Raw genomic sequence first — 15,669 nt, 5'->3', positions numbered from 1 at the left:
GTCCGCGCGAGACGGACAGGAGGCACGGTGCCAGCTGGCACCGTGCCTCCCGTCCGTTCCGGTCCCGCTACAGGACGCCGATCGCGGTCGCCCGCCACTTGCCGTGCCGCGTCTCCAACCGCATCGCCACCGCGCGCGCGTGACTGCGCGTGTGCACGACGACGGTGGCCTCGGCGACCCCGTCGGCCGGTCGGCAGACGAGCACGCTGCCCACCCGCAGCACGGGGCGCGCCCGCGACCGACGGTGCACCGAACGCGCGTGCGCGGCCACCGCTGCGCGCTGCTGCAGGTGACGATGGACGTCGTCGGTGATCCACCGGGCGATGCTGTCGACCTCGCGCGACCCGGTCAACACCTCGGCGACGCACAAGCCCAGTGCGCGGGCGGTCTCGGCGGGGTCCGGCGGGCCGCTCACCGGCTCCTCGGCCGGTGGCGGCCCGACGATCGTGAGTGGCGGCGCTTGTGCCGTCGTCGTCGTGTGGTCGATCCGGCGTGCCTGCTCTGCCACCCCTGCCCCTTTCGTTGCTGGAGCGAGCGTATGGGGCGTGCAACATGCGAAATACGGAGCCTCCGGGCCTGTGGAGAACGCGACCTTCTCCACAAGTCGGCGCACCTAGACTGGCGGGGTGTCGACCCTCAGTGACCTCGTCCTCGCGCAAGGCCGTTCCTCCGAAGCCGACGTGGAGTGGCTCCACCTGCTCGTGGGGGACTGGCAGCTCCTCGCCGACCTGTCCTTCGCCGACATGGTCCTGTGGGTGCCGACCGCCGAGGACGGCTCGTTCGTCGCCGTCGCGCACGCCCGTCCGAGTTCCGCGGCGACGCTGTTCTACCGCGACATCGTCGGGCAGGAGATCCGCGAGGAGTGGCGCGGTCAGGTGACCGAGAGCTTCGCCGGGTCCCGCGTCGTCGACTCCGCCGAGCCCGACTGGTACGAGGACACCCCCACCCGGGTCCGCGCGATCCCGGTGCTGCGGCGCCTCAGTGCCAAGAGCGCGCAGACCACCGAGCGGCCGATCGCCGTCGTCACCCGGCACTCCAACCAGGACGAGATGCGGACGCCGAGCCGCCAGGAACTCAACTTCACCGCGAGCGCGAACGACCTGTTCGGCATGATCGCGACGGGTGACTTCCCGGACCTCGGCGCACCGGCCGGCCCGCGCCGTGGTGCTCCCCGGGCCAGTGACGGTCTGCTGCGCCTCGACACCGCCGGCATCGTCACCTTCGCCAGCCCGAACGGCCTGAGCGCCTTCAACCGCATGGGCTTCGAGGGCGAGCTGGAGCGGAAGTCCCTCGCCGAGGTCACCACCGAACTCATCGGCGCGCAGCTCGACGTCGACGAGTCCCTGCCCCTCGTCGTCACCGGCCGCGCACCGTGGCGGGCCGACATCGAGTCGAAGGGCGTGACGGTGTCGCTGCGGTCCATCCCGCTCCGCGACCACGGCGACCGCATCGGTGCGATCGTGCTCTGCCGCGACGTGTCCGAGCTCCGGCACCAGGAACGAGAGCTCATCACCAAGGACGCAACGATCCGCGAGATCCACCACCGCGTCAAGAACAACCTGCAGACGGTGGCGTCCCTGCTCCGCATCCAGGCCCGTCGCACGCACTCCGACGAGGCGCGGACCTCGCTGCAGAACGCGATGCGCCGGGTGGCCGCCATCGCGGTCGTGCACGACACGCTGTCGAGCGGCCTGAGCCAGACGGTCGACTTCGACGACGTGTTCGACTCGGTGCTCAAGCTCGTCACCGAGGTCGCCGCGTCGCACAACACGACCGTGCACCCGAAGAAGACCGGCGAGTTCGGCGTGCTGCCGTCCGAGGCCGCCACGCCGCTCGCACTCGGGCTCACCGAGCTCGTCACGAACGCCGTCGAGCACGGGCTGGACGGCCGCGACGGCGAGGTCGAGATCGTCGCCCGCCGCTTCGACGACCACCTGGAGATCGAGGTCCGCGACAACGGCGTGGGTCTGCCCGAGGGGAAGGTCGGGTCGGGTCTCGGCACCCAGATCGTCCGCACGCTCATCCAGGGCGAGCTCGGCGGCACGATCGACTGGCACACCCTGACCGGCAGCGGCACCGAGGTGACGATCACCATCCCGTTCCGCTGGCTGACCGCCACCGCCTAGCCCCGGGGGGCGCGCCGCGCCCGCGGGAGTTGCGCGTCGGGTTCGCGCCCGCTCACGGGCATTGCGCCCCGGCTCTTCGGGGCGCAATGCCCCTGCGGGGGCGCGCATGGGCGCCCCCGCCACTGCGGGGCACCCGCCGCCGCGCCGAGGTGCCGAGATCTGCGCATCTCGGCGCGCGATCGCGCGTGTTGTGGAACCTCGGCGGTCAGCACGCGGCATGTCGTGGAACCCCGAGGGCCAGCGCACGGCGTGCCGCCGCGCCCCGCGCCCCACTCCCGCGCGCCAAGCGCACGACGACGCCCGCCGTCCCCGAGGGGACGACGGGCGTCAGTGCGTCAGGCGGGACCGGGTCAGGAAGCGCGACGGGCGCGGGCGGCGCGACGCTTCAGCGCACGACGCTCGTCCTCGCTGAGGCCACCCCAGACACCGGAGTCCTGGTTGTTCTCGAGTGCGTACTGCAGGCACATCTCGGTGACCGTGCAGCGCGCACAGACCGACTTGGCCTTCTCGATCTGATCGACGGCGGGCCCGGTGTTCCCGACGGGGAAGAAGAGCTCGGGGTCCGCGGTGAGGCAAGCTGCCTTGTCACGCCAGTCCATGTGTGGTGCTCCTTGATGTCGATGCTCGAACGGCAGGCCGGGGCCGGGGTTCGGGGGATCGGAACGCTGACCATGCATGAGGCATGAGGGGACAACTGTGGGGAGGAGTCCGCTGGAAGCGAGTCTGACGCCCGCGTGACGCTCGGGGGAGGAGCGACGAACCACGGGAGACGCACACCACATCGTGCCGTCCAAACGACCTCGAATATCGTTCCATACTGGTAGGGGCAAATCAAGGGTTCCGATGCTGGAGGATCACTGTGCACGATGACGACCCGACCGCGGTCGACCGTCCTGAGCCACGTTCACGCGCCTTGATCGGCCTGCTGGTGGTGGTCGGCCTCGAGTTCGCGGCGCTCGTCGTGGTCACCGTCGTGCTCGTCGTCGAGCTGATCGTCGCACCGGCGTCGAGCCTGGCCTCCGGGATCGCCCTGACGATCCTGTCGGCCGTCGCGGCGCTCTGGCTCGGTGCGCTGCTGAACGGCCTGTGGAAGCGGCGCGCGTGGGTGCGCTCCGGGATCATCGTCTGGCAGGTGCTGCAGGGCGCCATCGCGATCGGCGCGTTCCAGGGCGTCTTCCGTGAACCGGCGGTCGGTTGGGTCCTGCTGATCCCGGCACTGCTCGGCATCACGTTCGTGCTGTCGCGGTCGGTGACGGCCGCGCTCGCGCGTCCCGTGGAGTAGACGCGAGCGACAGACGGACGGGAGGCGCGGTGCCAGCTGGCACCGCGCCTCCCGTCTCGCTGTGGTCCGGTCCTCAGACCAGGCCGAGCTTCTTCCGCAGGCTCGCCACGTGTCCGGTCGCCTTGACGTTGTACAGCGGCAGCTGCACGGTGCCGTCCTCGTCGACGACGATCGTGGAGCGGATCGTACCGGTCACGATCTTGCCGTAGTTGTTCTTCTCGCCCCATGCGGCGTACGCCTTGTGCACCGCGAGGTCCGGGTCGCTCAGCAGCGGGAACGTGAGCGCCTGCTCGTGCTGGAAGGTCTTGAGCTTCGCCTGCTCGTCCTTCGAGACGCCGAGCACCTCGTAGCCGGCTGCCTGCAGCGACGACATGTTGTCGCGGAAGTCGCAGGCCTCGGTGGTGCACCCGGGGGTGGACGCGGCCGGGTAGAAGTACACGATGACCTTCTTGCCGCGCAGTGCGGCGAGCGAGTGCTCGACGCCGTCCTGGTCCGGCAGCGTGAAGTCGGGGGCGGTGTCGCCGGCGGCGAGACGGTCGGTCATGGTGCTCCTGTTCGCTCCGTGCCCGCGAGTGGTCGTGAGCACGCAGAACCCATGCTATTGTTGATTCCCGTTGCGGCACGGAAGCCGGAACATGCACCTCTAGCTCAATTGGCAGAGCAACTGACTCTTAATCAGTGGGTTCTCGGTTCAAGTCCGAGGGGGTGCACCGCAATCACGAAGGCCCCGACTCATCGAGTCGGGGCCTTCGTGCGTTCGCGGGGTGTGGACGGGTTCCGAGCCGGACACGCCCGAGGTGCGTCCGGCGGTCGGATTCAGTCGGCGGCCACGTCGACGATCCGTTCCTCACCCACGACGAGGTCGACCGCACCGGCCGAGGCTGCTGCGAGGTCCGCGGTCAGGGTCGGCAGCGCGTCGGCGGGCACCCAGACCTCGAACGTCGCCGCAGGTCCGTACACCGTCGCACCGAGGGACGCGTGGTGGTGCCGGACCCAGTCGCGCAGGACGTTGTCGAGCCGGCCGGCCTCGGCGTGCGGGACGTCGAAGTGCACCTGCGTGAGCGCCTCGCGTCGGACGAGCGCGGCGGTGTCCAGGGCCTCGGAGACCGAGCTCGAGTAGGCGCGGACGAGTCCGCCGGCGCCGAGCTTCACGCCGCCGAAGTAGCGCGTCACGACGGCGACCACGTCGGTGAGGTCGCGGCGCCGGAGCACCTCGAGCATCGGCACGCCCGCCGTGCCCGAGGGCTCGCCGTCGTCCGACGACCGTGCCTGGTCGCCGAGCGTGCCGGTGACCATCGCGGTGCAGTTGTGCCGGGCGTCCCAGTACCGGCGCTTCACCTCGGCGATGACGCGCTCGGCGTCCGCCACGTCCGACACGGGGGCGACCGTGGTGACGAACCGCGACTTCGTGATGACGATCTCGTGCTCGACCGGCTCGGCGATCGTCGACGGGAAGCTGCGGGCCATGCCCCGAGGCTAACGGCGTGCACCGTGTCCGCCGCGCTACGATGTCGTGCACGCACGGCTGGGGAGGAGTCCGACATGGAGACCGGTGATCCGAGGGGCGGGGTCCTGGACGCCGCCGAACTCGCACGGCGCATCAACCTGCTGCTCGACTTCGAGGAGTCCCAGCGCGGGACCCCGGTGCCGTTCGCCTCGATCGAGGAGTACGTCGCCAGCCGGGGTGGTTCGCTCTCGCGGGCGAAGTGGACCTACATGCTCTCCGGCGACGGCCGACGGAACCGCGACACCGAGCTCCTGCGGCTCCTCGCCGGGTTCTTCGAGGTCGACGAGCGCTTCCTGCTCGAGGACAGCGACGTCCCCGAGCGCATCGGTGCGCAGCTCGCCCTCGTCCGCTCGCTGCGCTCCGCCCGCGTGAGCGGGTTCGCCGCACGCACCTTCCCCGGCGAGCTCTCACCCGAGGCGCTGCGGCGCATCGCCGAGGTGCTCGAGGAGGAATCACAGCGCGGGAGCGTGGCATGACCGACCCGCTGCTCGAGTCCTTCTGGGCGCGCGGAGCGGCCGAGGAGTGGTCCGACGTCGACCAGGCCGTCGCGGCCGCTGCCGTCGTCGTCGACAAGCCGATCGTCGTCCGCGAAGAGGCGTTCCTCGCGACGGAACCCGTCTGCGGCTTCGTCGCGACGCTCGAGCACGCGCACCTGATCATGATCTCGCCGACCGCGTCGCCCACCTTCCGGGCGTTCGTCATCGGACACGAGCTCGGCCACGTCCTGCACCGGCACCAGGAGCACGCACCGCAGTCGGCGTACATCCGCGACGTCATCCCGGACCTGCCCGAGTACAAGGTCGAGCGGGCCCTGGCGCGGGGGATGTTCTCGAACACGTACGAGCACGAGGCCGAGGTCTTCGCCGACGAGCTCGCGACACTCATCCGACGGCACCGGGGTCGTCCGAGCGCCTTCCGCGGGGTCTTCGGGTGATCGTCGCCGTCGTCCAGGCGGTGCTGCTCATCGCCGGGACGATCGCGCTCTTCGTCCTGCAACGCGGGCAGGACCGCACCCTGGCGGTGACGTTCCTGTTGTTCGCCGCCACCATCGTCACGAACGTCGATCCGCTGTACCGCGGGCTCGACCCGCTGCTCGGTGGGTTCAACGTCGTGACGGTGGTCAGCGATTGCCTGATGGTCGCCGGCACGAGCACGCTGCTGTGGGGCGTGGCCAAGGCGGTGGGAGCGGCCCGGCCGTGGCTCCGGAACGCGATCGTGGTGTCGTTCGCCGCGGTCGTCATCGTGGTCGTCGTCGCCTTCACGGTCCTGGACAAGCCCGCCACCACGACGACGTTCATGCTCGACGCCGGATCGCACCCGGCCGCGACGGTCTACTCGATCGCGCAGACCCTGTACCTCGGGGTGGCGCTCGGCGCGACGGGGTTCATCTGCGTCCTCCGGTTGCGCGAGGCGCGGACGACGACGGACCTGGTCGGGCTGTGGGTGCTGGTGCTCGGCGGCGTGCTCGGGGTCGTCCGGATGGTGGTCGTCGTGGTCATGGACCTGGCGCACGTCCTGGGTGACCTGGACCGGATGCGGTCCCTCGCGCTGCCGTACGACGTCACCACGCCGGGCGCCGTGATCTGCGTCTCGACGGGGATGCTGCTGCTGGTGATCGGGCACCGGGTCTCGCGACGTCGCCGCACCCGGCGGGTCGATGCGGCGCTGCGCCGTCTCGCACCGCTGCACGAGCGGATCGGCGCGGACAACGCCTACCCGTCGACGGACGACCCCGCCACGCGGTTGAGCCGCGCGATCGTCGAGGTCAACGACGGGCTCCGGCGGTCGCGTGCGTCGTTGACCGATGCCGAGCGGGCAGCACTCGCCGAGGCCGAAGCGGCGCTCGACGCCGCGTAGCCCGAACGTGTGGCTCGACGGTCCGCGGACGCCCGTGTAGGGTTTGTAGCAAGTGCTACAGATCTTGTGGCCCGTCGGGTGGGTCTCGGCCGCGTTGGGGGCGGCCGAGCACCACCGACACTCGTTGTCTAGACTCGGACGGTGCTCGTCTTCGCCGCAGTCGTCCTGTTCATCGGTGCCGTCTTCAACGTCGTCACCTGGCCGCGCTTCTTCCAGCGCGTCGCGAAGGACACCCGCGCACGTGACGCCGCGGGCAAGCCGACGACGTTCTACACGGTGCACCTCGTGCTGCTGCTCATCGCGCTCGCGATCGCCGTGGCCGCGGTCGTCGCCGGCATCCTGCTGCTCGTCTGAGCCATCCGCCGTCCGCCGTCGGGCGTCGGGCGTCGCTTCAGCGCTGCTTCAGCGGCGCACGGCAGGATCGTCGCCATGCGCGTACTGGTGGTCGATGACGAGGTACGGCTCGCCGACGGCGTCCGTCGTGGCCTCGAGGCCGAGGGGTGGGCCGTGGACGTCGCCCACGACGGTGTCGACGGTCTCTGGCACGCCCGCGAGTTCCGGTACGACGCGATCGTCCTCGACCTGATGATGCCGGGGATGAGCGGATGGGCGGTGTGCGCGCAGCTCCGGGCCGACCAGGACTGGACGCCGGTGCTCATGCTCACCGCCAAGGACGGCGAGTGGGACCAGGTCGACGCCCTCGACGCCGGTGCCGACGACTACGTCACGAAGCCCTTCTCGCACCCGGTCCTCGTCGCGCGCCTGCGTGCGCTCGTCCGCCGTGGTGCGCGGGAGCGTCCGACGGTGCTCACGGTCGGTGACCTCGTCGTCGATCCCGCCGCGCGGTCGGTGACGCGTGCGGGGACCGTCGTCGACCTGACCAGCCGGGAGTTCGCGGTGCTCGAGTACCTCGCCCGACGCGCCGGGCAGGTGTGCTCGAAGCGCGAGGTGATCGAGAACGTCTGGGACGTCGACTTCGAGGGCGACCCGAACATCGTCGAGGTGTACGTCGGGCACCTCCGCCGCAAGCTCGACCGGCCGTTCGGCCGGACGTCGCTGGAGACCGTCCGCGGTGCGGGCTACCGGCTGGGAGCCGACGGTGGCTGACCGCGGTCGCACCCGTCCCCGGCGGTTCCGGTCCGTCCGCGCACGGACGACGCTCGGCGCGGGCGTCGTGGTGCTCGCAGCGCTCGTCGTCGGTGCCGTGGGCTTCGTCGTCGTCCTCCGCCTGGTGCTGCTCGACGGCGTGCGGACCGCTGCCGAGGCCGGGCTCGAGCAGGTGTCGTCACGGGTCGAGTCCGACGGCGCCGGGGCGGTGACCGACTACGAGGACGTCCTGGTGCAGGTGATCGGTGACGGCGGCTCGGTCCTCGCGCACGGCGAGGACGCCGACGCCCCGGCGCTGTCCACGGCCGACGAGTCCCGGTGGTCGCACGACGGTGAACGCTGGCTGCTCGTCTCGGACGACGTCGACCTGCCCGGTGGGGGTGAGGCGACCCTGGTGTACGGCGTCTCCCTCGAGCAGACCGACACCGCGATCCGGACCGCCGTCGTGCTCCTCGCCGTCGGGGTGCCGGTCCTCGTCCTCGTGCTCGGGATGGTGACCTGGTCCGTGACCGGGCGGTCGTTGCGGCCGGTGGAACGGATGCGGACCGAGGTCGAGACGATCCGCGCTGCCCAGCCGGACGCCCGCGTCGTCGTGCCGGACACCGGAGACGAGATCGCCCGGCTCGCGACCACCATGAACGCCATGCTCGACCGTCTCGACCGGTCGGCTGCCGGGCAGCGGCGGTTCGTCTCCGACGCGTCGCACGAACTGCGGTCGCCCATCGCGTCCATCCGCCAGCACGCCGAGGTCGCCGCCGCACACCCGGACCGGACCGACGTCGCCGAGTTCTCCGACGTCGTGCGCTCCGAAGCCGTGCGGCTGCAGGACCTGGTGACCGGGCTGCTCGAGCTGTCGCGGCTCGACGAGGGCGGCACCGGCACCCGACGCCCCGTGGACCTCGACGACCTCGCGCTCGACGCCGTCGCGCGGGCGCGGGCACGGGTGCCGGCGGACGCGACCGGCGACAGCACGATCCGGGTCGACGGGTCGGGGATCTCCGCCGCGCGCGTGCTCGGCGACGAACGGCTGCTGACGGGGGTGGTCCGCAACCTCGTCGACAACGCCGTCCGGCACGCCGTGTCACGCGTCACGGTGGCGCTCGTCGAACTGGACGGCGTTGCGGTGCTGACGGTCGACGACGACGGTGCCGGGGTCCCCGCGGGCGAGCGCGACCGGGTGTTCGAGCGGTTCGTCCGGCTCGACGAAGCCCGCAGCCGTGACGCCGGTGGTGCCGGCCTCGGTCTGGCGATCGTGCGGGACGCCGTGCGGGCGCACGGCGGCGAGGCGACGGTGACGGACTCCCCGCTCGGCGGGGCGCGCTTCGTGGTCCGCATCGCACTCGGCGGCTGAACAGGCGGCTTCAGGTCTGCTTCAGCACCCCGACGACATGCTCGTCCCATGACCTTCCGCACCCAGCTCCAGAAGCCCTCCGCCCGCCGCGTCGCCGCCCTCGCCGCCCTGCCGGTCGTGGCCGCACTCGCCCTCACCGGCTGCTCCACCGACGACACGGCCAACGGCTCGTCCGACTCCGCCGCCTCGTCCTCGAACGGGTCGTCGACCACCGGCGCCACCGGCGGGGATTCCACGACCGCGGCCTCCGCCGCGTCGAACGACGCCCTGCTGGCCGCCGTCGCGACCGCGCGGAAGAGCGTCGGGTCCGGCACCGTGATCTCGGTCGAGCAGGAGCAGCGCGGCAGCGCCCACGAGGTCCTCGTCGTGACGAAGGACGGCACCGAGCACGAGGTGCACACAGACGCAGACGGCACCGGTGTGACGGGCACCCCGCAGACCGAGACCGCGGACGCCGACGACCGGGCCGAGCACGAGCGGTTCGTCGCAGCGGCCGACCTCGACGTCAGCACGGCCGTCAGCGCCTTCGAGGACCTGCACGCCGGTGCGATCACCGAGCTCGGCCTCGACGACCACCTGGGCAAGGTGGTCTGGGAGGGTGACGTCGTCGACGGGTCCGGGACGAAGCACAGCGTCCGGATCGACGCGGGTTCGGGTGACGTCGTCACCGACCAGGTCGACACCGACGACTGACCCGACCGTCAGTCGGCAAGCGGCGGCCCGAGCACCTTCCGGACCGCCAGCGCGGCGAGCTGCTCGTCCGAGGTGTCGAGCAGCACGCGGAACGTCTCCGGTCCGGTGACGAACTCGACGCACACGGCGTCCTCGTCACACGGCCCGAGGCGCCACCCCGACACCGCGTCCATCGGCACGGAGACCCGGGCCGCACGCTGGTAGTCGGTCTCTGCCTCGAGGCGGTCGGGGAACACCCGCAGGCGTCCGTACGCGCCTCGCCAGCTCAGCTGGAGATCGAGGGTGGGTGGAACAGACGCAGGGGAGACAGAGCGGTCCGGCACCCGCCGATCGTACCGACGGGTGCCGCACCCACTGCACTCCGTGAGGACCGTGCTGCGCTCCGGGGACAGATCAGGCGGAGTCGCCGGACCCGTCGTGCTCGGTGCCGCCACCGTCGCCGTCACGACGGACCTGGTTCGCCGGGTCGCGCACCCCGATCGGGTACGGACCGGTGACCCCCTGTCGGAGCGACGCGATGCGCAGGATGCGGTCGCGCTGCAGGAACCAGCCGACGACGAGCAGCGGGATCACGATGACCAGGGACGCGATCGTGTAGGTGCCCACCGGGTAGTCGATGGCCATCAGGACGATCACGGACGCCAGGAACGCCAGGGTGAGCCACGCGGTCACCGGGGCACCGGGCAGCTTGAAGGACGGCTCCTTCGCCAGGCCCTGCTTCGCCCACGACCGGAGCCGCATCTGGCAGAGGATGATCGTGCCCCACGCCGTGATGATGCCGAGGCTCGCGATGTTCAGCGCGATCTCGAACGCCTGACTCGGGACGAAGTAGTTCAGGACGACACCGGCGACGGTGAAGCCGGCGGTGAGCAGGATGCCGGCGTACGGCACACCGCCCTTCGACATCTTGGTGGTCCACTTCGGCGCCGAGCCGTTCATGCCCATCGAGTGCAGCGCACGACCGGTCGAGTACAGGCCGGCGTTGAGCGAGGACAGGGCTGCCGTGAGCACGACGAAGTTCATGATGCCGCCGACGATCGACCCGACCTGCGGGTTGCCGAGCGACGAGAAGAACGTCACGAACGGGCTCTCGCCCTCCTTGTACGCGGTGTACGGCAGGAGCAGGGACAGCAGGATGATCGACCCGACGTAGAAGACCGCGATGCGGAACACGACCGAGTTGATGGCGCGGGGGATGACCTTCTCGGTGTTCTGCGTCTCGCCGGAGGCCGTGCCGACGAGCTCGATCGCCGCGTACGCGAAGACGACACCCTGGATCACGATGACCGCGGGGAGCAGCCCGTTCGGGAACAGCCCGCCGTTGTCACCCCAGATCGAGAAGCCCGTCCGGACGGCCTCGCCACCGGCCTCGACCGGGAACGCGAAGACGAGCCAGATGATCGCGACGACGAGGAACGCGACGAGCGCGGCGACCTTGATGAGGGCGAACCAGAACTCGAGTTCGCCGAACACCTTGACCGCGACCATGTTGGCGGCGAGCACGACGATCAGGGCGATCAACGCGAGGAGCCACTGGGGTGCAGCGGTGAACGCGGACCAGTACTGCAGGTAGATCGCGACGGCGGTGGTGTCGACGATCGAGGTCATCGCCCAGTTCAGGAAGTACATCCAGCCGGCGGCGTACGCGAACTTCTCGCCGTAGAACTCACGGGCGTACGAGATGAACGACCCCGACGACGGGCGGTGCAGCACGAGCTCGCCGAGGGCGCGCAGGATGAAGAACGCGAAGATGCCGCAGATCAGGTAGGTCAGCGCGAGCGCAGGGCCCGCGGTGTGGAGTCGTCCACCTGCACCGAGGAAGAGTCCGGTGCCGATGGCCCCACCGATCGCGATCATCTGCAACTGCCGGGGCTTCAGTCCGTGCTGGTAGCCCTCTTGCTCGTGCGAGAAGTCGTTCGCCGGGGCTCGGTTCACGCCCGTGTCGTTCTGCGCTGTCATGCGCGACAACCTACATGCGCGTGGAACCGGGGCGGCACACAAACCTCCGAACGAGCTGATCTGTAACGAGACGGTCACGATCCCGATCCCCGTGTGCGTGGGCGACACGCCGGTGACGGGGTACATCGGTGCCCGGATTCCGGCGGACGCCGATTGTGATCGGGGGACAGGACACCGGTAGGTTTGAACGTCCCCACAGGCCCGTTGGCCGGGGACACGACGACCAGGACGCGTCCACGGCCAGCAGCGCCGGGGCCGTACGGTCGGCCGGACCGGGACCGCCCCGAGCGTGGTCCCCGCGTGCGTGATCGCTCGCTCTGCGCCGTTGCGCGGGGCTCGACGTGGCCGCGCGCACCGTCCCGGGCGACCCGTTCGCAACCACACCGTCGCCGCACGCGCGCTCCGTCCGCCGTGGCGACGCGAGGAGATCAGTTGTCCATCGCACCACCCGAGAGCCGGCACATCCCGTCGCCGGACCCCACCAGCACGTCTCCGGACTCCACCGCGTCGCCGGCGGTCAGCGTCCGCGACGTCTACAAGGTGTTCGGCCGCCGACCCGCCGAGGCCGTCCGACGCCTCGCCGCCGGCGCCACCCGCGACGAGGTCCGCGAGCAGGGATCGGCCGCGGTCATCGACGCGTCCTTCGACGTCCGACCCGGCGAGATCTTCGTCGTCATGGGGCTGTCCGGCTCCGGCAAGTCGACCCTGATCCGGATGCTCAACGGCCTGCTCGAGCCCACCGCCGGCAGCGTCGAGATCGGCGGCCGGACGGTCACCGGCGCGACGCCGAAGGGGATCCGCGACATCCGCCGGTCCAGCGTGTCGATGGTGTTCCAGCACTTCGCCCTGCTGCCGCACCGCACCGTGCTCGAGAACGTCGCGTTCGGGCTCGAGGTGAACGGCGTCGACAAGGCCACCCGGCTCGCGAAGGCCCGCGAGGTCATCGACCTGGTCGGCCTGGACGTCTGGGCCGACGCGAAGCCCGACGAACTGTCCGGCGGCATGCAGCAGCGCGTCGGCATCGCCCGCGCCCTCGCCGCCGAGACCGACGTCCTGCTCATGGACGAGGCGTTCAGCGCACTCGACCCGCTCATCCGCCGCGAGATGCAGGAGCAGCTCGTCGACCTGCAGCAGCGGCTCGGCAAGACCATCGTCTTCATCACGCACGACCTGAACGAGGCGATGTTCCTCGGTGACCGGATCGCCGTGATGCGCGACGGCCGGATCGTGCAGATCGGGACGCCGGAGGACATCCTGACGGACCCGGCGAACGACTACGTCGCCCAGTTCGTGCAGGACGTGGACCGCGCCCGGGTGCTCACCGCCGCCAGCGTCATGGAGCCGGCCCGCGCCACCGTCCCGCTCACCGTCGGTCCCCGTGGCGCGCTGCGCACCATGCGGGACCTGCAGACCGCCGCGCTCTTCGTCACGGGCCGGGGCCGGAAGCTCGAGGGCTGGGTTCGGGACCGCCACGTGATGCGCCAGGTGAAGGCCGGCGACACGAACCTCGACGCGATCGTGAACACCGAGTACGCCCGGGTCGCTCCCGACACCGCGCTGACCGACCTGTTCGAGCTCGCCGTCGAGTCGCCCCTGCCGATCGCCGTCGTCGACGACGAGGGGCGCCTGCTCGGCGTCGTGCCGCGCGTCACGCTGCTGGCCGCGCTCGGCAACGTGCCGACGTCGACCATGCCGATCCCGGTGCTCGAGCCGGTCACCCGCATCTCCGACTCCGACATGGACTCGACCCTCGCCGCGACCGGCGAGACGCCCGCCGACGCCGGCGAGCCCGCCACCGAAGGAGACCACGCATGATCACCCCCGGTACCAACTCCTTCGGCGACTTCCACCTGCCCCTCGGCACCTGGGTCGCCGCGGTGGTCGACTGGATCACCACCTACCAGTCCGGCTTCTTCGACGTCGTCCGCTACGTGTTCACGTGGATGGACGCGTGGATGGAGTACTTCCTGTCCACCCCGCCGTTCTGGGTCGTCGTCGCGGTGCTCGTCGCGCTGGCGTTCCTGGCGAAGGGCTGGAAGCTCGCGCTCGGCGCCGCGATCGGGCTGCTGTTCATCGTCAGTGTCGGCCAGTGGACGAACGCGATGAACACCCTCGCGCTCGTCGTCGTCGCAGCCGGCCTGGCCGTGATCCTCAGCATCCCGCTCGGGGTGTGGGCCGCCCGGTCCGACGCCGCGAGCCGGATCATCCGCCCGGTGCTCGACTTCATGCAGACGACCCCGGCGTTCGTCTACCTGATCCCGGCGCTGCTGCTGTTCCGCGTCGGCGTCGTCCCCGGCATCGTCGCGACGATCGTGTTCGCGATGGCCCCCGGCGTCCGGCTCACCGAGCTCGGCATCCGCGGCGTCCCGAGCGAGGTCGTCGAGGCCGGTGCCGCCTTCGGGTCGAGCCCGTGGCGCATCCTGCGCCAGATCCAGCTGCCGTTGGCGAAGGCCAGCATCATGGCCGGCGTCAACCAGGTCATCATGCTGTCGCTCTCGATGGTCGTCATCGCCGGCATGGTCGGCGCCGGCGGACTCGGCGAGCAGATCGTCGCCTCGCTGAACCGCATCGACGTCGGTCTCGGGGCGGAGGCCGGTCTGTCGGTCGTGGTCCTGGCGATCCTGCTGGACCGTCTGACCGCAGCGCTCGGCGGTGACGCGAGCGGCGCCTCCCGGCCCTGGAAGCGCAAGCGGAAGCCCACCGTGACCGCGACGCCGAACGCGGCGACCGCGCAGACCGCCGCCACCACCGAAGCGGTCAGCGACCGTCAGACCGTCGACGCGTGAGGAAGGAACAGATCATGAAGCGAACCAAGCGCACCCTCGCGGCGGCCGTCCTCGCCGTCGCCACCGCCGTCGGCCTGTCCGCGTGCATGCCGCCCGGGTACTACGGGGCCTCCGGCACCGTCGACAACGGCGACCAGAAGTCGATGCACGTCGTCGTCTTCAACGGCTGGGACGAGGACACCGCCGCCAGCTACCTCTGGAAGTACGTGCTCGAGCAGAAGGGCTACGACGTCCAGCTGACGAACTCCGACGTCGCGCCGGCCTACACGGGCCTGGCATCCGGCGACTACGACGTCGTGTTCGACACCTGGCTGCCGAACACGCACAAGGAGTACATGGACACGTACGGCAAGGACCTGACGGACCTCGGCGCCTGGAACGAACAGGCGTCCCTGGAACTCGCCGTGCCGGAGTACTCGGACATCGACTCGATCGACGAGCTCAAGGCGCACGCGTCCGACTTCGGCAACAAGATCATCGGCATCGAGCCCGCCGCCGGTGAGACGAAGGTCGTGTCCGAGCAGGTCATCCCGCAGTACGGGCTGGACGGCATGGACTTCATCACGAGTTCGACGCCGGCGATGCTCGCCGACCTCAAGGCCTCGATCGCGAAGAAGGAGGACGTCGTCGTGACGCTGTGGCGTCCGCACTGGGCGTACGACGCCTTCCCGATCAAGGACCTGGAGGACCCGAAGGGTGCGCTCGGCAAGAACGAGGAGATCCACACGATCGCCAAGAAGGACTTCGCCGACGAGTTCCCGCAGGCGTCGAAGTGGATGGAGGACTTCGCGATGGACTCCGACACCCTCTACTCGCTCGAGAACGCGCTCGTGAACAGCGGCGCGAAGGCCAGTGAGTACCCCGCGATCACGGAGAAGTGGGCTTCCGAGCACCAGGACTTCGTCGATTCGCTCACGTCCGGCGAGTAGTCAGCAGGTCGGACAGGAGGCCTGGTGCGCGTCGTGCGCACCGGGCCTCGTCGCGTGCGTGGCCGGGTTCCT

18 protein-coding genes and 1 tRNA gene are annotated in these 15,669 nt (G+C 70.5%); 13 read left to right on the top strand and 6 right to left on the bottom strand.

Annotation, left to right across the window (positions count from 1 at the left end; all coding sequences use genetic code 11):
- Nucleotides 1-67: 67 nt before the first annotated feature.
- Nucleotides 68-508, bottom strand: a complete 441-nt coding sequence (locus tag EDF63_RS14200; RefSeq protein WP_123313691.1) for an Rv3235 family protein — start codon at nt 506-508, stop codon at nt 68-70.
- Nucleotides 509-626: 118 nt separating this feature from the next.
- On the opposite strand from EDF63_RS14200, the gene EDF63_RS14195 reads away from it, so the two are divergent.
- The gene (locus EDF63_RS14195) at nt 627-2,126 is read left to right on the top strand and encodes a sensor histidine kinase (RefSeq protein ID WP_123313690.1); all 1,500 of its coding nucleotides are present in this window, start codon (nt 627-629) and stop codon (nt 2,124-2,126) included.
- Between the two features lie 350 nt (nt 2,127-2,476).
- Here EDF63_RS14195 and EDF63_RS14190 read toward each other — a convergent pair whose 3' ends face one another.
- Nucleotides 2,477-2,725 (bottom strand): WhiB family transcriptional regulator, encoded by a 249-nt coding sequence (locus tag EDF63_RS14190; protein WP_017888820.1) that lies wholly within the window; start codon nt 2,723-2,725, stop codon nt 2,477-2,479.
- A 260-nt stretch (nt 2,726-2,985) separates the two neighbouring features.
- On the opposite strand from EDF63_RS14190, the gene EDF63_RS14185 reads away from it, so the two are divergent.
- Complete coding sequence (locus tag EDF63_RS14185) at nt 2,986-3,408, top strand: hypothetical protein (protein ID WP_123313689.1); 423 nt, start codon at nt 2,986-2,988, stop codon at nt 3,406-3,408.
- A 73-nt stretch (nt 3,409-3,481) separates the two neighbouring features.
- Here EDF63_RS14185 and bcp read toward each other — a convergent pair whose 3' ends face one another.
- Complete coding sequence (gene bcp, locus EDF63_RS14180; protein WP_111085961.1) at nt 3,482-3,952, bottom strand: thioredoxin-dependent thiol peroxidase; 471 nt, start codon at nt 3,950-3,952, stop codon at nt 3,482-3,484.
- A 93-nt stretch (nt 3,953-4,045) separates the two neighbouring features.
- On the opposite strand from bcp, the gene EDF63_RS14175 reads away from it, so the two are divergent.
- Nucleotides 4,046-4,118 (top strand) — tRNA-Lys (locus EDF63_RS14175).
- A gap of 106 nt (nt 4,119-4,224) precedes the next feature.
- Here the strand turns inward: EDF63_RS14175 and EDF63_RS14170 are convergent.
- A complete protein-coding gene (locus EDF63_RS14170; protein WP_123313688.1) occupies nt 4,225-4,875 on the bottom strand; it encodes a YigZ family protein in 651 nt (216 codons plus the stop codon).
- Between the two features lie 75 nt (nt 4,876-4,950).
- Between EDF63_RS14170 and EDF63_RS14165 the strand changes: the two genes are divergently transcribed.
- From EDF63_RS14165 to EDF63_RS14135, 7 genes are all read left to right on the top strand, one after another.
- Nucleotides 4,951-5,391 carry a hypothetical protein gene (locus EDF63_RS14165; RefSeq protein ID WP_123313687.1) on the top strand — a complete coding sequence of 147 codons (441 nt, stop codon included), beginning with the start codon at nt 4,951-4,953 and terminating at the stop codon, nt 5,389-5,391.
- Nucleotides 5,388-5,849: an ImmA/IrrE family metallo-endopeptidase gene (locus EDF63_RS14160; RefSeq protein ID WP_123313686.1), complete on the top strand. Its 462-nt coding sequence runs from the start codon at nt 5,388-5,390 to the stop codon at nt 5,847-5,849. The genes EDF63_RS14165 and EDF63_RS14160 overlap by 4 nt, the downstream gene beginning before the upstream one ends.
- The gene (locus EDF63_RS14155) at nt 5,846-6,772 is read left to right on the top strand and encodes a hypothetical protein (protein WP_123313685.1); all 927 of its coding nucleotides are present in this window, start codon (nt 5,846-5,848) and stop codon (nt 6,770-6,772) included. Before EDF63_RS14160 ends, EDF63_RS14155 begins: the two co-directional genes overlap by 4 nt.
- Before the next feature lie 141 nt (nt 6,773-6,913).
- Nucleotides 6,914-7,126, top strand: a complete 213-nt coding sequence (locus EDF63_RS14150; protein WP_111085956.1) for an SCO4848 family membrane protein — start codon at nt 6,914-6,916, stop codon at nt 7,124-7,126.
- Nucleotides 7,127-7,201: 75 nt separating this feature from the next.
- Entirely contained in the window at nt 7,202-7,879 is a 678-nt protein-coding gene (locus EDF63_RS14145; RefSeq protein WP_123313684.1) for a response regulator transcription factor, read from the top strand.
- Nucleotides 7,872-9,230 (top strand): cell wall metabolism sensor histidine kinase WalK, encoded by a 1,359-nt coding sequence (locus EDF63_RS14140; RefSeq protein ID WP_123313683.1) that lies wholly within the window; start codon nt 7,872-7,874, stop codon nt 9,228-9,230. Before EDF63_RS14145 ends, EDF63_RS14140 begins: the two co-directional genes overlap by 8 nt.
- 48 nt (nt 9,231-9,278) lie before the next feature.
- Nucleotides 9,279-9,923 (top strand): PepSY domain-containing protein, encoded by a 645-nt coding sequence (locus EDF63_RS14135; protein ID WP_123313682.1) that lies wholly within the window; start codon nt 9,279-9,281, stop codon nt 9,921-9,923.
- Between the two features lie 8 nt (nt 9,924-9,931).
- Here EDF63_RS14135 and EDF63_RS14130 read toward each other — a convergent pair whose 3' ends face one another.
- Together EDF63_RS14130 and EDF63_RS14125 are read right to left on the bottom strand one after the other, a co-directional pair.
- Nucleotides 9,932-10,246 carry a hypothetical protein gene (locus tag EDF63_RS14130; RefSeq protein WP_148061791.1) on the bottom strand — a complete coding sequence of 105 codons (315 nt, stop codon included), beginning with the start codon at nt 10,244-10,246 and terminating at the stop codon, nt 9,932-9,934.
- Nucleotides 10,247-10,316: 70 nt separating this feature from the next.
- A complete protein-coding gene (locus EDF63_RS14125; RefSeq protein WP_123313680.1) occupies nt 10,317-11,882 on the bottom strand; it encodes an amino acid permease in 1,566 nt (521 codons plus the stop codon).
- A gap of 462 nt (nt 11,883-12,344) precedes the next feature.
- Here EDF63_RS14125 and EDF63_RS14120 point away from each other — a divergent pair, with 462 nt between their 5' ends.
- From EDF63_RS14120 to EDF63_RS14110, 3 genes are read left to right on the top strand one after another with little or no spacing between them, the layout of a single operon-like run.
- Entirely contained in the window at nt 12,345-13,697 is a 1,353-nt protein-coding gene (locus tag EDF63_RS14120) for a glycine betaine/L-proline ABC transporter ATP-binding protein (RefSeq protein WP_123314064.1), read from the top strand.
- Nucleotides 13,694-14,668 (top strand): proline/glycine betaine ABC transporter permease, encoded by a 975-nt coding sequence (locus EDF63_RS14115; RefSeq protein WP_123313679.1) that lies wholly within the window; start codon nt 13,694-13,696, stop codon nt 14,666-14,668. Before EDF63_RS14120 ends, EDF63_RS14115 begins: the two co-directional genes overlap by 4 nt.
- Nucleotides 14,669-14,682: 14 nt before the next feature.
- Nucleotides 14,683-15,597, top strand: a complete 915-nt coding sequence (locus EDF63_RS14110; RefSeq protein WP_123313678.1) for a glycine betaine ABC transporter substrate-binding protein — start codon at nt 14,683-14,685, stop codon at nt 15,595-15,597.
- Nucleotides 15,598-15,669 lie beyond the last annotated feature (72 nt).

Source organism: Curtobacterium sp. JUb34, assembly GCF_003755065.1.
Taxonomy (GTDB): Bacteria; Actinomycetota; Actinomycetes; order Actinomycetales; family Microbacteriaceae; genus Curtobacterium.
Note: the sequence above shows the minus strand (reverse complement) of the source record. Positions and strands in the feature narration are given on the sequence as shown.